The organism is Demequina soli (assembly GCF_000971195.1).
In the GTDB taxonomy this organism is placed as follows: domain Bacteria; phylum Actinomycetota; class Actinomycetes; order Actinomycetales; family Demequinaceae; genus Demequina; species Demequina soli.
The window spans coordinates 164,954-183,341 of sequence record NZ_BBLZ01000004.1 but is presented as its reverse complement, the minus strand read 5'-3'; the positions used below and the strand labels follow the sequence as shown (position 1 = coordinate 183,341).

General features: G+C 74.0%; 18 protein-coding genes. All 18 read right to left on the bottom strand.

Going from position 1 to position 18,388, the window contains the following annotated elements; translation table 11 throughout:
• Positions 1-11: 11 nt before the first annotated feature.
• From AOM04_RS09930 to fmt, 18 genes are read right to left on the bottom strand one after another with little or no spacing between them, the layout of a single operon-like run.
• On the bottom strand, positions 12-2,738 hold the full coding sequence (locus AOM04_RS09930) for a DEAD/DEAH box helicase (protein WP_062464627.1): 2,727 nt from the start codon (positions 2,736-2,738) through the stop codon (positions 12-14).
• A 4-nt stretch (positions 2,739-2,742) separates the two neighbouring features.
• Positions 2,743-3,693, bottom strand: a complete 951-nt coding sequence (locus AOM04_RS09925) for a diacylglycerol/lipid kinase family protein (protein WP_082104564.1) — start codon at positions 3,691-3,693, stop codon at positions 2,743-2,745.
• A complete protein-coding gene (tatC, locus tag AOM04_RS09920; protein WP_062464625.1) occupies positions 3,690-4,433 on the bottom strand; it encodes a twin-arginine translocase subunit TatC in 744 nt (247 codons plus the stop codon). The genes AOM04_RS09925 and tatC overlap by 4 nt, the downstream gene beginning before the upstream one ends.
• A 28-nt stretch (positions 4,434-4,461) precedes the next feature.
• Complete coding sequence (locus AOM04_RS09915; RefSeq protein WP_062464624.1) at positions 4,462-4,683, bottom strand: twin-arginine translocase TatA/TatE family subunit; 222 nt, start codon at positions 4,681-4,683, stop codon at positions 4,462-4,464.
• Positions 4,684-4,722: 39 nt separating this feature from the next.
• The gene (locus AOM04_RS09910) at positions 4,723-5,631 is read right to left on the bottom strand and encodes a helix-turn-helix transcriptional regulator (protein ID WP_062464623.1); all 909 of its coding nucleotides are present in this window, start codon (positions 5,629-5,631) and stop codon (positions 4,723-4,725) included.
• A complete protein-coding gene (locus AOM04_RS09905) occupies positions 5,624-6,601 on the bottom strand; it encodes a helix-turn-helix transcriptional regulator (protein WP_062464622.1) in 978 nt (325 codons plus the stop codon). Before AOM04_RS09905 ends, AOM04_RS09910 begins: the two co-directional genes overlap by 8 nt.
• Entirely contained in the window at positions 6,601-7,443 is an 843-nt protein-coding gene (hisG, locus tag AOM04_RS09900; RefSeq protein ID WP_062464621.1) for an ATP phosphoribosyltransferase, read from the bottom strand. Before hisG ends, AOM04_RS09905 begins: the two co-directional genes overlap by 1 nt.
• 9 nt (positions 7,444-7,452) lie before the next feature.
• A complete protein-coding gene (locus AOM04_RS09895) occupies positions 7,453-7,716 on the bottom strand; it encodes a phosphoribosyl-ATP diphosphatase (protein ID WP_062464620.1) in 264 nt (87 codons plus the stop codon).
• Between the two features lie 27 nt (positions 7,717-7,743).
• Positions 7,744-9,885, bottom strand: coding sequence for an alpha-galactosidase (locus AOM04_RS09890; protein ID WP_062464619.1), 2,142 nt, complete (start codon positions 9,883-9,885; stop codon positions 7,744-7,746).
• A gap of 19 nt (positions 9,886-9,904) precedes the next feature.
• Positions 9,905-10,369 carry a 6,7-dimethyl-8-ribityllumazine synthase gene (gene ribH / locus AOM04_RS09885; RefSeq protein ID WP_062464618.1) on the bottom strand — a complete coding sequence of 155 codons (465 nt, stop codon included), beginning with the start codon at positions 10,367-10,369 and terminating at the stop codon, positions 9,905-9,907.
• On the bottom strand, positions 10,366-11,607 hold the full coding sequence (gene ribA / locus AOM04_RS09880) for a GTP cyclohydrolase II (protein WP_174447670.1): 1,242 nt from the start codon (positions 11,605-11,607) through the stop codon (positions 10,366-10,368). The genes ribH and ribA overlap by 4 nt, the downstream gene beginning before the upstream one ends.
• Positions 11,604-12,194 (bottom strand): riboflavin synthase, encoded by a 591-nt coding sequence (locus AOM04_RS09875; RefSeq protein ID WP_062464617.1) that lies wholly within the window; start codon positions 12,192-12,194, stop codon positions 11,604-11,606. Before AOM04_RS09875 ends, ribA begins: the two co-directional genes overlap by 4 nt.
• Entirely contained in the window at positions 12,195-13,205 is a 1,011-nt protein-coding gene (ribD, locus tag AOM04_RS09870) for a bifunctional diaminohydroxyphosphoribosylaminopyrimidine deaminase/5-amino-6-(5-phosphoribosylamino)uracil reductase RibD (RefSeq protein WP_062464616.1), read from the bottom strand.
• Positions 13,198-13,863 (bottom strand): ribulose-phosphate 3-epimerase, encoded by a 666-nt coding sequence (gene rpe / locus AOM04_RS09865; RefSeq protein ID WP_062464615.1) that lies wholly within the window; start codon positions 13,861-13,863, stop codon positions 13,198-13,200. Before rpe ends, ribD begins: the two co-directional genes overlap by 8 nt.
• Positions 13,864-13,883: 20 nt before the next feature.
• Positions 13,884-15,104 carry an AGE family epimerase/isomerase gene (locus tag AOM04_RS09860; protein ID WP_062464614.1) on the bottom strand — a complete coding sequence of 407 codons (1,221 nt, stop codon included), beginning with the start codon at positions 15,102-15,104 and terminating at the stop codon, positions 13,884-13,886.
• A gap of 1 nt (position 15,105) precedes the next feature.
• Positions 15,106-16,083, bottom strand: a complete 978-nt coding sequence (locus AOM04_RS09855; RefSeq protein WP_062464613.1) for an acetylxylan esterase — start codon at positions 16,081-16,083, stop codon at positions 15,106-15,108.
• Positions 16,084-16,119: 36 nt separating this feature from the next.
• Positions 16,120-17,451 (bottom strand): RsmB/NOP family class I SAM-dependent RNA methyltransferase, encoded by a 1,332-nt coding sequence (locus AOM04_RS09850; RefSeq protein ID WP_062464612.1) that lies wholly within the window; start codon positions 17,449-17,451, stop codon positions 16,120-16,122.
• The gene (gene fmt, locus AOM04_RS09845; protein WP_062464611.1) at positions 17,448-18,383 is read right to left on the bottom strand and encodes a methionyl-tRNA formyltransferase; all 936 of its coding nucleotides are present in this window, start codon (positions 18,381-18,383) and stop codon (positions 17,448-17,450) included. Before fmt ends, AOM04_RS09850 begins: the two co-directional genes overlap by 4 nt.
• Between the last annotated feature and the right edge of the window lie 5 nt (positions 18,384-18,388).

Sequence of the window (18,388 nt, the reverse complement as noted above, 5' to 3'; positions counted from 1 at the left end):
CCCGGCCGGGATCAGTACGCGACCACTCCCCTGCGCATCGCCTTGGTGGCCGCGATCGCCGAGGCGCGGGTGCCGGCGGTCGGCGCGATGTCCTCGATCTGCTCGAGCGCGTCGATCACCTGCTTGCACCAGCGCACCATGTCGCCGGGCGCGATCTCCGAGCCCTTGAGCACGGCGTCGAGGCCCTTGCCCTGGGCCCAGCCGTGGATGGGTCCGACGATGCCCCAGTGGGGCGCGGGCAGGTCGGGAAGGCCGCGCTCGCGCTGCATGTCGTCGATCCGCGACCACAGCCGCACGGTCTCCTTGAGGGCCCGCCCGAGGACGCCGTTGGGGCCGCCGGGCACGTGCGGGGCAGAGCTCTCGTCCGCGCGTCGCCCCTGGTAGAGCAGCGTCGAGACGGCGGCGGCGAGGGCAGGCGGGTGCAGACCCTCCCACGCGCCGGTGCGCAGCGCCTCGGCGATCACGATGTCGTTCTCGGCGTACAGGCGCCGCATCATCTCGCCGTGCTTGGTGAGCTCGGGCGCGCCGTCCACCATCTCGACGTAGTCCAGCGCGTCGAGGATCTGCAGGCGCCTGTCGAACACGCGCGCGATCGATCCGGTGGCGCGCTGGATCTCGCCCGTGACGCGGTCCTTGTCGCGCAGGGTGCGGTGATAGCGCTCGGCCCAGCGGGCGTGCGCCTCCCGGTCGGGGCACTGGTGGCACGGGTGCTCGCGCATGAGGCGGCGCACCTCGAGCTCGGCATCCGCGGTCGCGCTCTCCACGGGATCGCGGCGGCGGGAGCGGGTCGCCTCGAAGCCGCCGCGCGCGTCGGCGATCACCTGCGCGGCCTCGCGCCGCGAGCGGGCGTTGCGCGAGTCGAACCGCCGCGGCAGACGCACCACGCCGACCGTCTCGATGCCGTGATGCAGCTCCGACACCGCGAGCCGGTGGACGCGCGCCTGCTCCGTGACCACGACGGGCCGGGGCGCGACCGGGTTGTCGTCCGGCTCCACGATGACCGCGAGCCCGGCACGGCGACCCCCGCCGACCCGCACCACGTCGCCGCGCCGCAGCGCCGCGAGGGTAGACGCGGTGGCCTCCTGGCGCGCACGCGTGGACGCCTTCGCAGCCTGCTTCTGCAGCCGGCCGAGCCGCTCGCGCAGCGCCGCGTACTCCATGAAGTCGCCCTTGTCGCAGCGCGCCGCCTCGGCGTACCCGCGCAGGGTCGACTCGAGCTCACGCGCCTTGCGGGCCTTGCCCACCACGGACTGGTCGGCCTGGTACTGCGCGAACGACATCTCGAGCACCTCGCGCGCCCGGTCCACACCGAGCTGCGCGACCAGGTTGATCGCCATGTTGTAGGTCGGCTGGAACGAGCTGATGAGCGGGTACGTGCGACGCGAGGCCAGGCGGCCCAGCTGGGTCGCGTCGAAGCCGGGGTGCTCGACCACCACGGCGTGCCCCTCGACGTCGATGCCGCGGCGTCCCGCGCGTCCGGTCAGCTGCGTGTACTCCCCCGCGGTGAGGTCCTTGTGCCCCTGCCCGTCCCACTTGACGAGCTTCTCCAGCACCACGGATCGGGCGGGCATGTTGATGCCCAGGGCGAGGGTCTCGGTCGCGTAGACGACCTTGATGAGGCCCTTGCCGAACAGCTCCTCGACGACCTCCTTGAACAGGGGGATCATGCCGGCGTGGTGCGCCGCGATGCCCGCCTCGAGGTGGTCGCGCCAGTGACCGTAGCCCAGGGCGCCCAGGTCCTCGGTGGGGATGCCCGCGCATCGTTCCTCGACGATCGCCGCGATCTCGTGCCGCTCGGCCTCCGTGGTGAGCACCATGCCTGCCGCGCGGACCTGGTCGACCGCGTCCTCGCAGCCGGCACGGGAGAACACGAACACGATCGCGGGCAGCAGCCCGTTGCGGTCGAGCACGTCGACGACGGCGAAGCGCGGCGGGGCGCGGCGGCCCTCGGGACGGCGCCCTCCGCGCGTGGGACGGCCCGCCGGCTCGCGCCGCGACCGCTTGGCGAGCGCCTCGACCTCGGGGTTGAGGCGCGGGGTGAGGCCCGGGTCCTGCGGGTCGACGCCGGGCGCGTAGAGGTCGTAGATCCCCTCGCGCAGCAGGACGTGCGGCCACAGGGGCACGGGACGATGCTCGGACACCACCACGCGCGTGTCGCCCCGGACCTCGCGCAGCCAGGCGCCGAACTCCTCGGCGTTCGACACGGTCGCCGACAGGGCGACGATCGAGGTGCGCTCGGGCAGGTGGATGATGACCTCCTCCCACACCGAGCCGCGGAAGCGGTCCGCGAGGTAGTGGACCTCGTCGAGGATCACGACGCCGAGGCGCTCGATGGTGTCGGAGCCCGCGTAGATCATGTTGCGCAGGACCTCGGTGGTCATCACCACGATGTCCGCGTCGGGATTGATGGTGGTGTCGCCCGTGAGCAGCCCCACGCGCGACGGCCCGTAGGCGCGCACGAGGTCGCGGAACTTCTGGTTGGACAGCGCCTTGATGGGCGTCGTGTAGAACGCCTTCTCGCCCTGCCCGAAGGCGTGGCGCACCGCGTACTCGCCGACCAGGGTCTTGCCGGCCCCGGTGGGTGCCGCGACCAGGACGCTGTGGCCGTCCGCGACGGCCTCGGAGGCCTCGCGCTGGAACGGGTCGAGCGGGAAGGGGAGCTCGGCCTCGAACTCCACGAGGTCGGCATGGCGGGCGCGCTCGCGCGCCGCCGCGTAGCGCTCGGCGGGGCTGGTCATGCCGTCAGGCTACTGTGCCTCCGGGCGCCGGCACGCGACCGCCGAGCACCGTCAGCGACGACGGGGCGACGGTGATGGTGACGGGCGCGGCTCCCACGAGCTCCCCGTCCGCGAACGCGGCGGGCAGGGGCCCTCCCGCCGGGTGCGGCGTGAGGGTGACGGAGTCGACCTGCTGGATGGTCACGCGCGGGTCGCCCACGTGCGAGGCGTCGCGCAGCTTGGGGAACAACCGCATCACGTGGCGGCGCGACATCGCGTCGGCGGTCGCGAGCTCGAGCCGACCGTCGACGATGCTCGACTCGGGCGACAGGATGAGCCCGCCGCCGAACACCGACGCGTTGGCGACCGCCACGAGCGTGCACGTCTGGGTCCAGGTGCGGCCGTCCGCGGTGATGGTGACGCCGTAAGGGCGGAAGCGCGGCAGCACGGCCGCGGTCGCGACCATGTACTTGAGCGGCCCGCGCGGATGCGTGAGGCCGCGGGCGTAGGAGGCGACCTCGGCGTCGAGGCCGGCCGACAGCACTGCGCCGAAGTAGCGCGGCCGGCCCGGCTCCTCCACGGCGTCGCCGGAGACCTTGCCCACGTCGACGCGGATCGTCTCGCCGCGCAGGCCCGCCTCGATGCGGGCGATCGCGGCCGGGATGTCGTGGCGCACCAGGCCGACCGACGACGCGATGTCGTCGCCCGACCCGGCCGCGACGATGCCCAGCGGCAGGTCCGTCTCGGCGCACACCTGCAGCCCCAGGTGCACCATGCCGTCCCCGCCCACCACGACCAGGGCGTCGAGCGAGGACCGATGCGCCATCGCGGCCTCGTACGACGCGGCCCAGGAGCCCCGGGACAGGTCGACCAGGCGGTGGCCGCCGGCGGCGAGCGCGGACTTGGCCTCCACGCCCCACCTGAGGCCCCGACCCGACCCCGATGTCGGATTGGTGATGATCCCGATGGTCCTCACTCGACGGCCTCACGGTCCTGTCGGCGCTCGAAGGACCGGTCGCGCAGCATGCAGATCCCGACCGCGGAGAAGTACAGCACCACCATCGGCCCCGCCATGAACAGCATCGTCACGGCGTCCGGCGTGGGCGTGAGGATCGCGGCGGCGAGGAAGATGAGGAACACGGCCCATCGCCAGCCGTGCAGCCACGTCCGCCCGCGCACGAGGCGGGTCCACGTGAGGGCGACCATCACCACGGGGAACACGAACGCGAGGCCGAACGCGAGGATGAGCCGCATCGCGAACGTCATGAACAGCTGGGCGTCCAGGAAGTTCGCCGCGCCGTCGGGCGTGAAGCCCGTGAGCACGCGGATGGCGCGCGGGAACACCCACCACCCGAACGCGACGCCGGAGAAGAACAACGGCACCGCGGCGCCGAGGAACGCGAAGGTGTAGCGCCGCTCGCGCTGGTGCAGGCCGGGGGCGACGAACGCCCACAGCTGGTACAGCCACCACGGCGCGCTCACCACGATGCCCAGCACCAGCGACATCTTGATCTGCATGTCGAGCGCGGTGGCGATGCCCGAGAAGTTGACGGTGACCAGCGCATCGTCCTGCCGCGCCGCGTCGAGCACGGGCTTCTGCAGCGCCTCGAAGACGGGCGTGTAGAGGTACCAGCCGGCCACCATGCCGAGGGCGATGCCCACGGCGGCCAGCACGATCCGCTTGCGGAACTCCCTCAGATGCTCGGCAAGCGGCATCCGAGCATCGGGGTTGTTCCGGCGAGACCTACTTGTCGCCGTCACGCGGCTCGTCCGCGGACGTCACCGCGGGCTTCTCCTCGGCAGCGGCCTTGCTGTCCGCCTGCTTGTCGTCGCCGGCGAGCGAGGTGGTCTCGTCCTTGAGGATGCGCATCGACTGGCCGAGCGAGCGCGCGAGCTGCGGCAGCTTCGGGGCGCCGAACAGCAGCAGGACGATCAGCAGGACGATGAGGATCTCGTTGCGGCCCATGCGGGGATGCTCCTTCGAAGCGGTCTGAGAGCGCTCAGTCTAGCGCTGGACGTCAAGCACCGAACGTGCCTGCCGGTGGAGCGCGTCGACCAGGCGGTTCGGCTGGATCTCACGCAGGTGCGGCGCGACGGACAGCAGGCGGCCCGCGACCCACGCGGCGTCGGCCACGTCGAACGTCGCGATCACGTCCTCCTCCGCGTCCTCGATGCGCACGCCGGGCATGTCCTCGAGCGCGAACCGGCCGGCGCGCGCGACGCGCACCGTCGCCGAGAACGCGGGCGTGAGGCTGAAGCCCGCGCTGTCCGTGGGCGGGTGCTCGACGGCGCCGTCGAGCACCTCGACCGACGCCATGCGCTCCAGGCGCAGCACCCGGTAGTCCTCGGCGCGCCGGCAGAAGCACTCGAGGTACGCGTGGCCGTCGATGACGACCAGGCGGTGCGGGTCGACGATGCGGGTGGTGCGCCGGTCCTGCGCGTCGGTGTAGTCGAGGCGCGCCTGGCGGTACCGGGAGATGGCGGACAGCAGCGCCTCGCGGAGCTCGGGCGCCACGTGGTCGTCGCCGATGACGGTGACGGGCTCGCTCAGCGCCGTGCGCAGCTTGTCGAGGGCCTGCGTGCCGGCCTCCGGCAGCGCGCCCGCCGCGCCCATGGTCGACAGCGCGCCCACGAGCGCGACCGCCTCGCGGGGCGACAGCCGCACCTGGGACACGCCGTCGTTGCGCACGAGCGCGGCGACGTCGGAGTCGTAGGCGTCGGCGGAGAAGTCGATGGGCGACCACGAGTCGCCCGGCTCGGACGCGAGCCACAGCGCGTTGATGTCCGCGCGGACCTGGTCGACGCTCACGCCGAAGTGCTCGGCGAGGTCGGAGAACGGCGTGTCGCCGTGGCGCTCGACGTAGGTGAGGATGCCCAGCATCAGCACGAGCCGGTCGCGGGCCTGCTCAGCCACGCTCCACCTCCAGCGCCGCCGTGGCGGCCTTGACGACGGCCTGAGCGAGCTCGGCCGGGGAGACGATGCGCGCGCCGCCGGCGAGCGCGAGGACCTCGGCGACCACCGCATCGGCGTGCGCGTACGCGACGTCGTAGAGGTCCCAGCCGCCGTCGACGCCCGCGGGGGTGCCGCGGCGGCGCAGCGCGTGGCCCGACTCGGGGCGCAGCGCGACGCGGGCGGTGCGGACGTCATCGCTCTCGGCGAGCGCGCCGAGCGGGATCTCCTGCGGGATCGTGTAGGCGCCGGTCTCGCCCACGGGGGCGACGGCGCCGCCGATGCGCTGCACGCGGAACGTGCGGGGCGCCTCGCGGTCGCGGTCGAAGCCGATCACGTACGCGATGCCGGCGCGCAGCACCACGCGCCACGGCTCGATGGTGCGGGTGCCCGCGCCCGAGCTCACGGAGGAGTACTCGAAGCGCACGGTCTGACGGTCGGCGACGGCCTCGACGAGCGTCGCGAACGCGTCGCCCGCGACGGCGGGCAGCGCCGCGAACGGCAGCTCGACGCGGGGGCCGTGCTCCGCCGACGAGGCAAGCTTCATGACCGCCTGGGTGGCGTCCGCGCCGAGCACGGCGCCGCGCCAGTAGTCGGTCGCGATGCCCAGCACCGCGAGCTCCGCCGCGGTGAGGTCGAGCGCCGGCATCGCCGCCTCGGCGGGGCGGATGCGGTAGCCGATCTCGTCGCCGTGGACGGGGTCCTCGACGGTCTCGATCGGCACGCCCAGCTCGCGCAGCTCCTTCTTGTCGCGCTCGAACATGCGCTCGAAGGACTGCTCGGCCTTGCGCACGTCCTCCTCGGACGCTCCGAAGGGCAGCGGCTCGTAGCCCTCGATCGTGTCGCGGATGTGGTCGCGCGTGAGGCGGTGCCGCGTCGACGACAGCCCGATGATGAGGTTGAGCAGGCGCTCCGGCTTGGAGACCTGCGCCATCAGACGCGGACCGCGAGCAGCTCGGTGGTGAGGATCGCGCGCGCCCCCACCGCGTAGAGGGCGTCCATGATGTGGTTCATCTCGGCGCGCGGCACCATGACGCGCACCGCGTGCCAGTCGGAGCCGTGCAGCGGGGTGACCGTGGGCGCCTCGAAGCCGGGGCTCACGGCGATGGCCGCGTCGAGGCGGTCCGAGGGGACGTCGTAGTCGACGAGCACGAACCGGCGGGCCGTGAGCACGCCGCGCAGGCGGCCCGTGACGATCGCGATGTCCTCGGCCGGCGCGTCCTGCGCGCGGATGAGGATCGCCTCGGAGGACAGGATGGGCTCCCCGAAGATCTCGAGGCCCGCGGCGCGCAGCGTGGTGCCCGTGGACACGACGTCCGCGACCACGTCGGCGACGCCGAGTCGCACCGAGGACTCGACGGCGCCGTCGAGGCGGACCACGCGCGCGGTCACGCCGTGCGAGGCGAGGTGCTGCTCGACCAGGCGCGGGTAGCTGGTCGCGACGCGCTGGCCCTCGATGTCCTGGATGGACGTGGCGACGCCGGGCGCGGCCGCGTAGCGGAACGTCGAGCCGCCGAACCCGAGCTCGAGGTGCTCGACCGCGTCGGCGCCCGAGTCGATGAGCAGGTCGCGGCCGGTGATGCCGGCGTCGACCGTGCCGGAGCCCACGTAGACGGCGACGTCACGGGGACGCAGGAAGAAGAACTCGACGTTGTTGCGCTCGTCCACCATCACGAGCTCACGGGGGTCGCGGCGCTGCTTGTAGCCGGCCTCCTTGAGCAGCTCGATGGCGGGGTCGGACAGGGAGCCCTTGTTGGGCACGGCGATGCGGAGCACGGCTCTCTCCTAGAGGTTCTTGTAGACGTCGTCGAGCGAGAGGCCCTTGGCGACCATCATCACCTGGGCCCAGTACAGGAGCTGGGAGATCTCCTCGGCCGCCTCGTCGGCGGTCTGGAACTCGCAGGCCATCCACGACTCGGCGGCCTCCTCCACCAGCTTCTTGCCGATGGCATGGACGCCCTTGTCGAGCATCGCCACGGTGCTCGAACCCTCGGGGCGCTCCACGGCGCGTCGCTGCAGTTCCTCGAACAGGCTCTCGAACGTCTTCACGCCGGTCAGCCTATCGGCCCTGATCCCTCATCGGTCCCCGACCCGGCGGGCGCGCAGCAGCACGGCGTCCTCCGGGGGCAGCGCCGGCACCTGGACGCCGCGCACGGCGAGCGCGCGGCCGGTGAGCGTCACCGTGCGCCCCCACCAGGCGGGCAGCGCGCGCCCGGGCGCCTCGCCCCCGGCGTCCGGGACGAGCACCCCGACCTCGTACGACGCGTCGGCGTCGAGCCCGCCGAGCCGCACGGGGCCCGCCTCCGCGGTCAGGGGCAGGCGCAGCGCCGCGATCGAGTAGACGGCCTCGCTCAGGTCCTCCGCCACGACGCCGTGGACCGCGTACGCGTCGTCGGCCAGGTCCGTGGTCACCACGGTGCCGCCGTGCAGCACCGGCCGCAGGGTCTTGTGGAGCGCCACCCAGGCGGCGATCTCGTCCCGCGCCGCCACCGCATCGTCCGCCGTCACGTCCCACTCGAGCCCCAGGTGACCGAACAACGCCGTCGCGAAGCGGAAGCCGAGCGACGCCGTGCGGCCGGTGGTGTGCGCGGCGGGCGGGCCCACGTGGGCGCCGATCATCTCCGGCGGCACGAGCAGCTGCGTCCACCGCTGGATGGACTGGCGCTCGAGCGGGTCGTTGCAGTCGGAGGCCCACACGCGGTCGGTGCGCCCGAGCACCTCGAGGTCGATGCGCGCGCCGCCGCCGGAGCACGACTCGATCTCGAGGCCGGGGAACGCCTCCCTGAGCCCGTCGATGAGGCGGTAGAACGCGAGGGTCTGCTCGCGGACGATGGGCCGGCCGGTGGCCGACGACCCCGCCTCGAGCAGCACGCGGTTGTGATCCCACTTGAGGTAGGCGGGACGCAGCTCCGCGACGAGCGCGTGGAGGCGCTCCTCGATGGACGCGTACGCGTCGGCGTGGGTGAGGTCGAGCACCTGCTGGTGGCGCTCCTCGAGCGGGAGCCGGCCGTGCCCGGCCTGCGCGATCCACTCGGGGTGGGCGCGCGCGAGGTCGGAGTCGGGGTTGATCATCTCGGGCTCGACCCACAGCCCGAACTCGAGCCCCAGGCCGCGCACGTGGTCCGCGAGGAAGCCCAGCCCGTCGGGGTAGACGCCCTCGTCGACGTGCCAGTCGCCCAGGCCCGCGTTGTCGGCGCGGCGGTGGCGGAACCAGCCGTCGTCGAGCACGAACCGCTCGGCGCCCACGGCCGCGGCCGCGTCGGCGAGCGCGAGCAGGCGCGCGTGGTCGTGATCGAAGTAGACGGCCTCCCACGTGTTGACGGTGACGGGCCGGGGACGATGCGGGTGCTCGGGCCTGGCGCGCAGCCACCGGTGGACGCGGGCGGAGGCCTCGTCGAGGCCGGTCGCGCCGTACGCGCCGTAGACCCACGGCGACGCGTAGGACTCCCCCGCCGCGAGGCGCACCTCGCCGGGCAGGAGCAGCTCCCCGCCGCCGATGAGGGAGTCGCCCGCGCGGCCGCGCTCGGCGAGGGTGCGGACGTTGCCGGACCAGGCGACGTGCGCCATCCACACCTCCCCCCGCGCGAACCCGAATGCGGGCGTGCCGGCCGCCACCAGGAAGGCCGAATCGTGGCCGGGCTTGCCCGCGCGGGACTCGCGCAGGCGCGTGCCCACCGTGAACGGGGTGCGCTGCGGGGTGCGCTCGCGCAGCCAGCGGCCCGTGAAGTCGAGCAGCTCCGCCGCGACGGGCGGCACGGGCAGCATCGGCGCGAGCGCACTCACCTCGTAGGGCTCTCCGCCGAGGCTCGTGAGCGTCGCGCGAGCGCGCAGCAGGCCTGAGGCGAGCAGCTCGATGTCGACCCGCACGCGCAGGGCGGCGTCCGCATCGTCCGCCGTGACCTCGACGCCGTCCGGGGTGCGCGCGACGTCCGTCACGACGAAGCGCGTCGAGTGGTCGCGGCCCGCGCGCGAGCCCTCGAGCCCGGGCGTGCCCAGCCATCCGTAGGAGTGCTCGGGCAGCACCGACACGGCGTGCGCCGAGTCGAGCCCGCCGAAGGCGAAGCCGCCGCGACCCGTGCTCACCAGCGCCGCGGCGGCCTCGTCGGACAGGCTCCCGAGGTCGGCGCCCCAGTGGGCGATCCGGGGCAGGCGGCCGTCGCTCAGGTCGAGCAGCACGGACACGCCGGAGGCGCGGAGATGGAGAACGTCGGTGTCCATGCCCCGAGCCTAGGGGCGGTTACAGGCCCTTCAGCACCGCGGCGGTCGCGAGGGCCGCCTCGACGGCCTCGGCGCCCTTGTCCTCGCTGGATCCGGGCAGGCCGGCACGGTCGAGGGCCTGCGCGTCGTCGTCGGTGGTGAGGATGCCGAAGCCCACGGGCGTCGCGTGGGTGCGCGCCACGTCGGTGAGTCCGCGGGTGACGGCGTCGCACACGTACTCGAAGTGCGGCGTGCCGCCGCGGATCACGACGCCGAGGCACGCGATCGCGTCGGCTCCCTTGCGGGCGAGCGCCTCCGCGACCACGGGCAGCTCGAACGCGCCCGGGACACGCGTGACGCGGTACGACGCGCCCGCCTTCTCGGCGGCGCGGATCGCGCCCGCGACCAGGCCGTCCATGACCTCGGTGTGCCAGCTGCTCGCGACGATCTCAACCGTCATGCCCTGGGCGTCGACCTCGACGGCCGGTGCTCCGGCTCCGCTCATGCGTTGTCTCCCAACAGGTGTCCCATCCGCTCGACCTTGGTGCGGAGGTAGTGCTCGTTCTCGGGGTGCGCGCCCACGCGGTGCGGGATGCGCTCGATGCAGTCCACGCCGGAGGCGCGCAGGCCCTCGACCTTGGCCGGGTTGTTCGTCAGCAGGCGGATCCGGGTCAGGCCCAGGTCGTGCAGGATCGATGCGGCCGCGCCGTACTCGCGACGGTCGACCGGCAGTCCCAGGTGGGTGTTCGCGTCGACGGTGTCGTAGCCCTGGTCCTGCAGCGCGTACGCCTGGATCTTCGCGGCGATGCCGATGCCGCGGCCCTCGTGGCCGCGCAGGTACACGACCGCGCCGCCCTCCTCGACGATCCGTGCGATGGAGGCGTCGAGCTGGGGGCCGCAGTCGCAGCGCAGCGAGCCGAACGCGTCGCCCGTGAGGCACTCGGAGTGCACGCGGACCACGGGGACGATGCCGTCCTTGGGCTCGACCACGAGCGCGACGTGCTCGTCGCCGGTGCGGGCGTCGCGGTACGCGTGGGCGGTGACCTCGCCGTGCCGGGTGGGCAGGCGCGAGGAGCCCACGTGGAGCACGCGCTCGGGGCGCGGCTCGACCGGCGGCGGCTGGTCGCCCACGGCGCGGCGGTATTCGATGAGGTCGGCGATGGTGAGGAAGGTCAGGCCGTCGCGCTCCGCGATCGCGGTGGTGTCACCCTGACGCATCATCGTGCCGTCGTCGTTCACCATCTCACCGATCACACCCACGGGCTCGAGGCCCGCCAGGCGGCACAGATCCACGCACGCCTCGGTGTGGCCGGGACGATGCAGCACTCCCCCGGGCACGGCGCGCAGCGGCAGCACGTGGCCGGGACGGATGAGGTCCTCCGCGGTGGCGTCGGGGTTCGCCAGCACCTTGAGGGTGGTGGTGCGGTCCGCCGCGGAGATGCCCGTGGTGACGCCGACGGCGGCGTCCACGGACACCGTGTACGCGGTACGGCGCGGGTCCTGGCTCGAGGGCACCATGAGCGGCAGGCTCAGCGCGTCGGCGCGCTCGGTGGGCATGGGCGCGCACAGGTAGCCCGACGAGTGGCGGATGCCCCAGGCGACCCAGTCAGCGGTCGCGGTCTGCGCGGCCATGATGAAGTCGGCCTCGTCCTCGCGGTCGCGCGAGTCGGACACGAGCACGGGCTTGCCCGCGCGCAGCTCCTCGAGCGCCTGCTCGACCAGCGCGATCACGTCGACGCTCATGCGTGCGCCGCCACGAGCTTCTCGACGTACTTCGCGACCACGTCGACCTCGACGTTGGCGCGGTCGCCCACGCGGGCGGCGCCGAAGGTGGTCTCGGCCAGCGTGGTCGGGATGAGCGACACGGTGACGCGGTTGTCGTCGAGCTCGGCGACCGTGAGGGACACGCCGTTGAGCGCGATCGACCCCTTGCGCACCACGTAGCGGGCGAGGTCGGCGGGGATCTCGAACGTGAGGTCCGTCCACTCGGCCTGCGCGTCGCGCGCCGCGAGCGTCGCGACGCCGTCGACGTGGCCCTGCATGATGTGGCCGCCCAGACGACCGCCGGCGGGCGTGGCCCGCTCGAGGTTGACCTGGGACCCGGCGACGAGGCCGCCGAGCGACGAGGTCTCGAGCGTGACGCGCATGACGTCCGCGGTCCACGTGCTGCCCTCGTGGGAGGCGACCGTGAGGCAGACGCCCTGGACCGCGATGGACTCGCCGTGGACAAGGTGGGTGAGGCCGGGGGCCTCGATGGTGAGCCGAGCGCTCGCCTCGGAACCGGTCACCTCGGTGACGGTGCCGAGGGACTCGACGATGCCGGTGAACATCTACTGCAGTCCTCTCTGGAAGAAGGCGGTGACCAGCGTATCGACGCCCAGGACGGTCGCGGTCACGTCCAGGCCCCTCAACGCTCCGCCCATGGTGGCGATTCCCAGGTCTCCCACGGCGTTCGTGCCCGAGCCGAGGATCGCCGGCGCGATGTAGGCGTGGACCTCGTCGACCAGGCCGGCCCGGAGGAACGCCGTCGTGATGGTGCCGCCGCCCTCGACGACCACCGTACGCACCTCGCGTGCCTCGAGCGCGGCGAGCGCCTCGTGTGGGTCGCGGGTGCGCAGCGCGACCGCGTGGTCGTCGCGCCACACCTTGGCGCCGAACGTGTCGGTGAGGCCCATCACGGCCCGTAACGGCTGGTGGGGGTCCGCGACGTGGGGAGGGCGGGCCGACAGCGCCGGGTCGTCGGCGCGTACCGTGCCGGTGCCGACCAGGATCGCGTCGACCTCGGCGCGCACGCCGTGGGCGTGGGCGCGGGCCTCCTCGCCCGTGATCCAGAAGCTGGTGCCGTCGGCGGCGGCGGTGCGGCCGTCGAGGGTCTGGGCCCACTTGGCGATCACCCAGGGGCGCTGGTGCGCGACGGCGCCGCGCCAGCGGCGGGTCACCGCGGCCGCGGCGTCCAGCGGCGTGAAGCGGGCGTCGATGCCGCGGGAGCGCAGCACCTCTCCCCCGCCGGCGGCCTCAGGGTTGGGGTCCTCGACGGCGTACACGACGGCGCCGATGCCCGCGCGCGTGAGCGCGTCGGTGCACGGCCCGGTGCGGCCGGTGTGGTTGCAGGGCTCGAGCGTGACGTACGCCGTGGCGCCGGTGACGTCGTTCCCGCGCCGCGCCGCATCGTCCAGCGCGGTGGGCTCGGCGTGCGGGGTGCCCGCGCCGTGGTGCCAGCCCTCGCCCAGGACCACGCCGTCGCGCGACACGATGACGCAGCCGACGCGCGGGTTGGGGCCGTACGCCGGGCCGCGCAGGGCGAGCTCGACGGCGCGGGTGAGGTGGGCGGCGTCATCCATGGACGGCCGCCTGGCCCAGCGCGCGCAGGGCCTCGATCTCGGCTCCCCGGTCCGGGGCACCGTAGATGGCGGAGCCCGCGACCAGGACGTCGCCACCCGCCTCGACCACGGTCGCGATGGTGTCGCGCGCGACGCCGCCGTCGGCCTGCAGCCAGATGTCCCGGCCCGCGGCATCGGCGGCGGCGCGCAGAGTGGTGAGCTTGGGCATCATGTCGGCCATGAACGCCTGGCCCCCGAACCCGGGCTCGACCGTCATGACGAGCACCATGTCGAGCGTGTCGAGCAGCGGCAGCACGTCCTCGACGGGGGTGCCGGGCTTGATCGCGCAGCTCGCGCGGGCGCCGAGCGAGCGGAGGTCTGCCGCGATGGTGCGCGGGTCGCGGGCGGCCTCGAGGTGGAACGTCACCGACGCGGCGCCGATCTCGGCGTAGCGCGGCGCCCAGCGGTCGGGGTCCTCGATCATGAGGTGCGCGTCGACGGGCAGCGGCGAGACCTGGGCGATGCGCTCGACCACCGGCAGCCCCAGCGTGAGGTTGGGCACGAAGTGCCCGTCCATCACGTCGACGTGGAGCCAATCGGCGTCCTTGACGGCGACGATGTCCCGCTCGAGGTTGGCGAAGTCCGCGGAGAGGATGCTCGGCGCGATCTGGATGCCCATGGGCACGAGCCTAGTGGGGGTCAGCGTTCGGCCAGGGCGCTCGCGAACGAGGGCGCGAGGGGCAGGACGGGCAGCAGCGCGGCCTGGTAGGCGTGATAGACGTCCGGCTTTCCCGGCCAGACGGTGCGGGCAGGCCGGTTCCACGGATCGAGCTCGTGGTGCCACGAGCCGTCGACGTGGTCGACCAAGCACGCGTCGGCGTAGCCCCACCAGGCGGCGGCGTCGGCGGCGTAGCGGGGCTCGCCGGTGACCTGGCGCAGCGCCTCGGCGGCGTTGACGGCCTCGGCGAGCACCCAGTGCATGCGCTCGCGGACCACGGGCGCTCCCGACCAGTCGGTGGTGTAGACGAATCCGGGCTCGCCGTCGACGTCCCAGCCGTCGGCGACGGCGCGGTCGTACAGCGCGATCGCCGCCTCACGGAGGTTGTCCGTGCCGAGCGACGCGTCGACCGAGAGCATGAGGCGCGCCCACTCGAGGCCGTGCCCGACGGTCGCGCCGTACGGGCGGAACGGGTGGGCCGGCTCGTCGCGGTGGTGCTCGAGCATCGGCGTCCAGGCGGCGTCGAAGTGCTCCGGGATGCGCCAGCCGTTGTCCCGGGCCCAGCCGGCCACGCGCGCCGCGATCCGGCCTGCGCGCACGTGCCACGCCCTGTCCCCCGTCACGTCGCCGGCCGCCAGGTACGCCTCGACGGTGTGCATGTTCGCGTTGACCCCGCGGTACGGGTCCAGGGTGGTCCACGCCGCGTCCCACTCCTCGACGGACAGGCCCTCCGCGTCGTCCCAGAACCGGGTGAGGGACGTGGCGAGCGCGTCGGCGAGCAGCGCATCGGCCCCCGGCACGTGCGCCGCGACGGCGGACGATGCGGCGAGCACCACGAACGCGTGCCCGTACGCCTGCTTCGCGGTGTCGGCGGCTGCGCCGTCGGACGCGGCCGCGAACCAGCCGCCGTGCTGGGCGTCGTGGAGCGGGCCGCGCGCCAGTGCCCGCACGCCGTGCTCGGCGATCTCCGCCAGCTCGGCGCGCGAGGGCCCGCCGGCCGCGGGAGGCTCGTCCGCGAGCAGACCGAGCGCCGCGACGTGGGTCATGCGGCACGTGATCCACAGCTCCACGGGGCGTGCGAGGTCCACGCCGCCCCGCTCGTCGAGCCAGCCGAAGCCCTCGGGGCGTCGCGACCCCGTCATGAAGCGCAGGAGGTCGGCGCGCTGCTCCGCGAGGTACGTCTCGTCACCGGGGATCGTCATGTCAACGCCACCTCTCCTCGAGGAACGCGGCCTGGCGCAGCTGCTGGTAGGCGTCGCCGCCCTCGTGGCCGTTGAAGCGGTAGGTCTCGATCGCCGCCTCGCCGCCCCACGCACGGTACGCCGCGAACACCGTCGACGGCGGGCACGTGGGGTCGCGCAGCGCGGCGGAGAACAGCGCCGGCGCGGTCGCGCGCGCGGCGTGGTGGACGCCGTCGACGTAGGCGAGCGTCGCGAGGGCCGCGTCCTCGTGGAGACGATGCACGGCCAGGTAGCGCGCCACCTCCTGGTAGGGGTCGGTGTCGGCGATGTCGATGCCGCGCTCGATGTGGCACAGGAACGGCACGTCGACGAGCGCCGCCGCGACGTCCGTGAGGCCGGCCGCCGCGATCGCGATCCCGCCGCCCTGGCTGCCGCCGGCGACCACGACCCGCGCATCGTCCACCACCGCGAGGCTGCGTGCCGCCTCGACGGCCCTCACGGCATCGGCGTAGACGCGGCGGTAGTAGTAGGTCTCGAAGTCGAGGATGCCGCGCGTCATGTATCCCGGGTGGGCGGGCGCGGCGGCGTCGCCGCCGCCCGAGGCGTCCGGCGTGTGCCCGCCGGTGCCCCACGCCGAGCCCTGGCCGCGCGTGTCCATCACCAGGTGCGCGTAGCCGGCGGTGACCCAGAACAGCCGCTCGTGCGGCATCCCGCGCCCGCCCCCGTAGCCGTTGAACTGGACGATGGTCGGCAGCGGGCCGACGGCGCCCGCCGGGGTGACGAGCCACGCGCGGATGCGGTCCCCGCCGAAGCCCGAGAAGGTGACGTCCCACACGTCCACGAGGCGCAGCGGCGACGCGACCCGCTCGAGTCGCACGTCGAGCGGGTGCGCGCGCGTCTCGGCGAGGGTCGCGGCCCAGCGGGCGTCGAAGTCGGCGGGTGCGGTGAGCACGGGCCGGTACGCCTCGAGCTGGTCGAGGGACATGTCCTGATACGGCATCGGCGCTCCTTGGGTCCATCGGGAGCGTAGCGCGGCCTATGCCAGGGGCTTCTCGAGCAACGCGAGGAACATCGCGTCCGTGCCGTGGATGTGCGTCCACAGCTGAACATGGGGACCCTCGCCCCACATGCGGGGCTCGGTGCCGGTGACCCCCGCGACGGCCTCGCGGGCGTCCCGCTGGCGCAGCGTGCTGCCGGCCACGATCTCGCGGGTCTCCGCGAGCACGGGCGAGCACGTGATGTAGGCGAGCACGCCGCCGGGGGCGAGCAGCCGCTCGGCGTTGGCGAGCAGCGCCTTCTGGAGCGCGACCAGCTCGGGCAGGTCCTCGGGCTGACGGCGCCAGCGGGACTCGGGGCGCCTCCTGAGGGCACCGAGTCCGGAGCAGGGGGCATCCAGGACGATGCGGTCGTAGGCGCCGCTCTCGCCGTACGTGGTCCCGTCCCCGGTATGCACGGTGACGACGCCCTCCGGCACGGCGCGCGTGGACTGGCGGACCAGGGCGGCGCGGTGCGGGTGGAGCTCGACGGCGTCGAGGGTCGCGGCGCCGTCGGCGGCGAGCGCGCCCAGCAGGGCCGCCTTGCCGCCGGGGCCGGAGCACAGGTCCAGCCAGCGCTCGCCCGGCTCGATGGGCTGGACGGCGGCCAGCGCGGCGGCGACCACCTGGCTGCCCTCGTCCTGGACGGCGGCGGTGCCCTCGGCGACGGCCTCGAGGTCGCCCGGGCGGCCTCCGGGCAGCACCACGGCGTAGGGCGAGTACTCGCCCGCCTCGCCGCCTGCCTGCTGGATGAGCTCCTCGCGGTCGATCAGCCCCGGACGGGCGACCAGGGTGACGCGCGCGGGCGAGTTGTCGGACTCGAGCAGCGCGGCGACCTCGCCGTCGTGGCCGTCGGCGGCGAGCGCGGCCTCGAGCTCCTCCACCACCCACGCGGGATGCGAGTGGCGCGTCGCGAGGGTGGTGCCGACGGCCTCCATCCACTCCGCGGCGTCCCGCTCGGTCACGCGCCGCATGACGGCGTTGGCGAACTTCGAGGCGCCCACGCCGCGCTCGCGGCGGACCTGGTCGACGGTCTCGTTGACGGCGGCGTGCGGGGGCACCCGCATCGCGAGGTGCTGGTGGGTGCCGAGCCACACGGCGACGCGCACCTCGGGGTCGAGATCGCGGGGGTCGCGTCCGGCGGCGCGCTCGATGATGGCGTCGTAGAGGCCGCGCATCCGGAGCGTCCCGTAGGCGAGCTCGGTGGCGAAGCCGGCGTCGCGGCCCTCGAGGCGCGCGCGCTCGAGCAGGGTCGGCATGAGCAGGTTGGCGTAGGCGCCCTCGGTGGAGACCGCCATCACGCAGTCGTAGGCGACGTCGCGCGCGGTGCTCATGCCTCTCCCAGCTGGGCGCCCTCGCCCAGGCGGGCGCCGCGCCACCAGGCGGCGGCGTCCATCGGCTTCTTGCCCGCGGGCGCGATCGTGCTGAGCGCGACGGGGTCGGTGCCGGTGCCGACCAGCACCTCGCCCTCCTCGAGCCGCACCTGGCCGGGCACGGTGCCGGCGCGCCGCGGCCGTGGCGAGACGGAGCCGAGCTTCGCGACGGAGCCGTCGGGCAGCGTGGTCCACGCGCCGGGTGCCGGCGTGCAGCCGCGGACCCTCCGGTCGACCACGTGGGCGGGCAGCTCCCAGGCGACGTACGCATCGTCCCGCGAGAGCTTCTCGGCGTAGCTGACGTCGTCGTCGCCCTGGGGGGCGGGGCGGGCCTGGCCGGAGTCGAGCAGCTCGAGCGACTGCACCATGAGCGGCGCGCCGAGCCCGGCGAGCCGGTCCAGCAGGTCGCCCGCGGTGTCCGTGGGACGGATGCGCTCGGTGAGCGTGCCGATCACCGGCCCGGTGTCGAGGCCCTTCTCGATGACGAAGGTGGAGGCGCCCGTGATCTCGTCGCCGGCCATGATGGCGCGCTGGACGGGGGCGGCCCCGCGCCACGTCGGCAGGACCGAGAAGTGCAGGTTCACCCACGCGAGGCGGACCGCCTCGAGCAGGCGGGGGCGGAGGATCTGGCCGTACGCGACCACGGCGGCCGCGTCGACCTCGAGCTCCTTCACGCGCGCGACGATCTCGGGCGCGGACGCCTTCTCCGGCGTCCACACGTCGAGGCCGCGCGCGAGCGCGTACTCCTTGACGGGCGACGGGTGCAGCGTGCGGCCCCTCTTGCCGGGGGCGTCGGGCTGGGTGAGGACCGCCACGATCTGGTGGCCCGCGCCCTCCAGGGCGGCCAACGTCGGGACGGCGATCTCGGGCGTTCCGGCGAAGATCAGGCGCATCCGAC

Coding starts and splice junctions, on each gene's coding strand:
- ribD (WP_062464616.1), bottom strand. CDS start 13,205: ATGGATGACGCCGCCCACCTCACCCGCGCCGTCGAGCTCGCCCTGCGC.
- tatC (WP_062464625.1), bottom strand. CDS start 4,433: ATGCCGCTTGCCGAGCATCTGAGGGAGTTCCGCAAGCGGATCGTGCTG.
- AOM04_RS09915 (WP_062464624.1), bottom strand. CDS start 4,683: ATGGGCCGCAACGAGATCCTCATCGTCCTGCTGATCGTCCTGCTGCTG.
- AOM04_RS09860 (WP_062464614.1), bottom strand. CDS start 15,104: ATGACGATCCCCGGTGACGAGACGTACCTCGCGGAGCAGCGCGCCGAC.
- rpe (WP_062464615.1), bottom strand. CDS start 13,863: ATGGGCATCCAGATCGCGCCGAGCATCCTCTCCGCGGACTTCGCCAAC.
- AOM04_RS09855 (WP_062464613.1), bottom strand. CDS start 16,083: ATGCCGTATCAGGACATGTCCCTCGACCAGCTCGAGGCGTACCGGCCC.
- AOM04_RS09850 (WP_062464612.1), bottom strand. CDS start 17,451: ATGAGCACCGCGCGCGACGTCGCCTACGACTGCGTGATGGCGGTCTCC.
- ribA (WP_174447670.1), bottom strand. CDS start 11,607: ATGAGCGTCGACGTGATCGCGCTGGTCGAGCAGGCGCTCGAGGAGCTG.
- AOM04_RS09890 (WP_062464619.1), bottom strand. CDS start 9,885: ATGGACACCGACGTTCTCCATCTCCGCGCCTCCGGCGTGTCCGTGCTG.
- ribH (WP_062464618.1), bottom strand. CDS start 10,369: ATGAGCGGAGCCGGAGCACCGGCCGTCGAGGTCGACGCCCAGGGCATG.
- AOM04_RS09875 (WP_062464617.1), bottom strand. CDS start 12,194: ATGTTCACCGGCATCGTCGAGTCCCTCGGCACCGTCACCGAGGTGACC.
- AOM04_RS09905 (WP_062464622.1), bottom strand. CDS start 6,601: ATGGCGCAGGTCTCCAAGCCGGAGCGCCTGCTCAACCTCATCATCGGG.
- fmt (WP_062464611.1), bottom strand. CDS start 18,383: ATGCGCCTGATCTTCGCCGGAACGCCCGAGATCGCCGTCCCGACGTTG.
- AOM04_RS09930 (WP_062464627.1), bottom strand. CDS start 2,738: ATGACCAGCCCCGCCGAGCGCTACGCGGCGGCGCGCGAGCGCGCCCGC.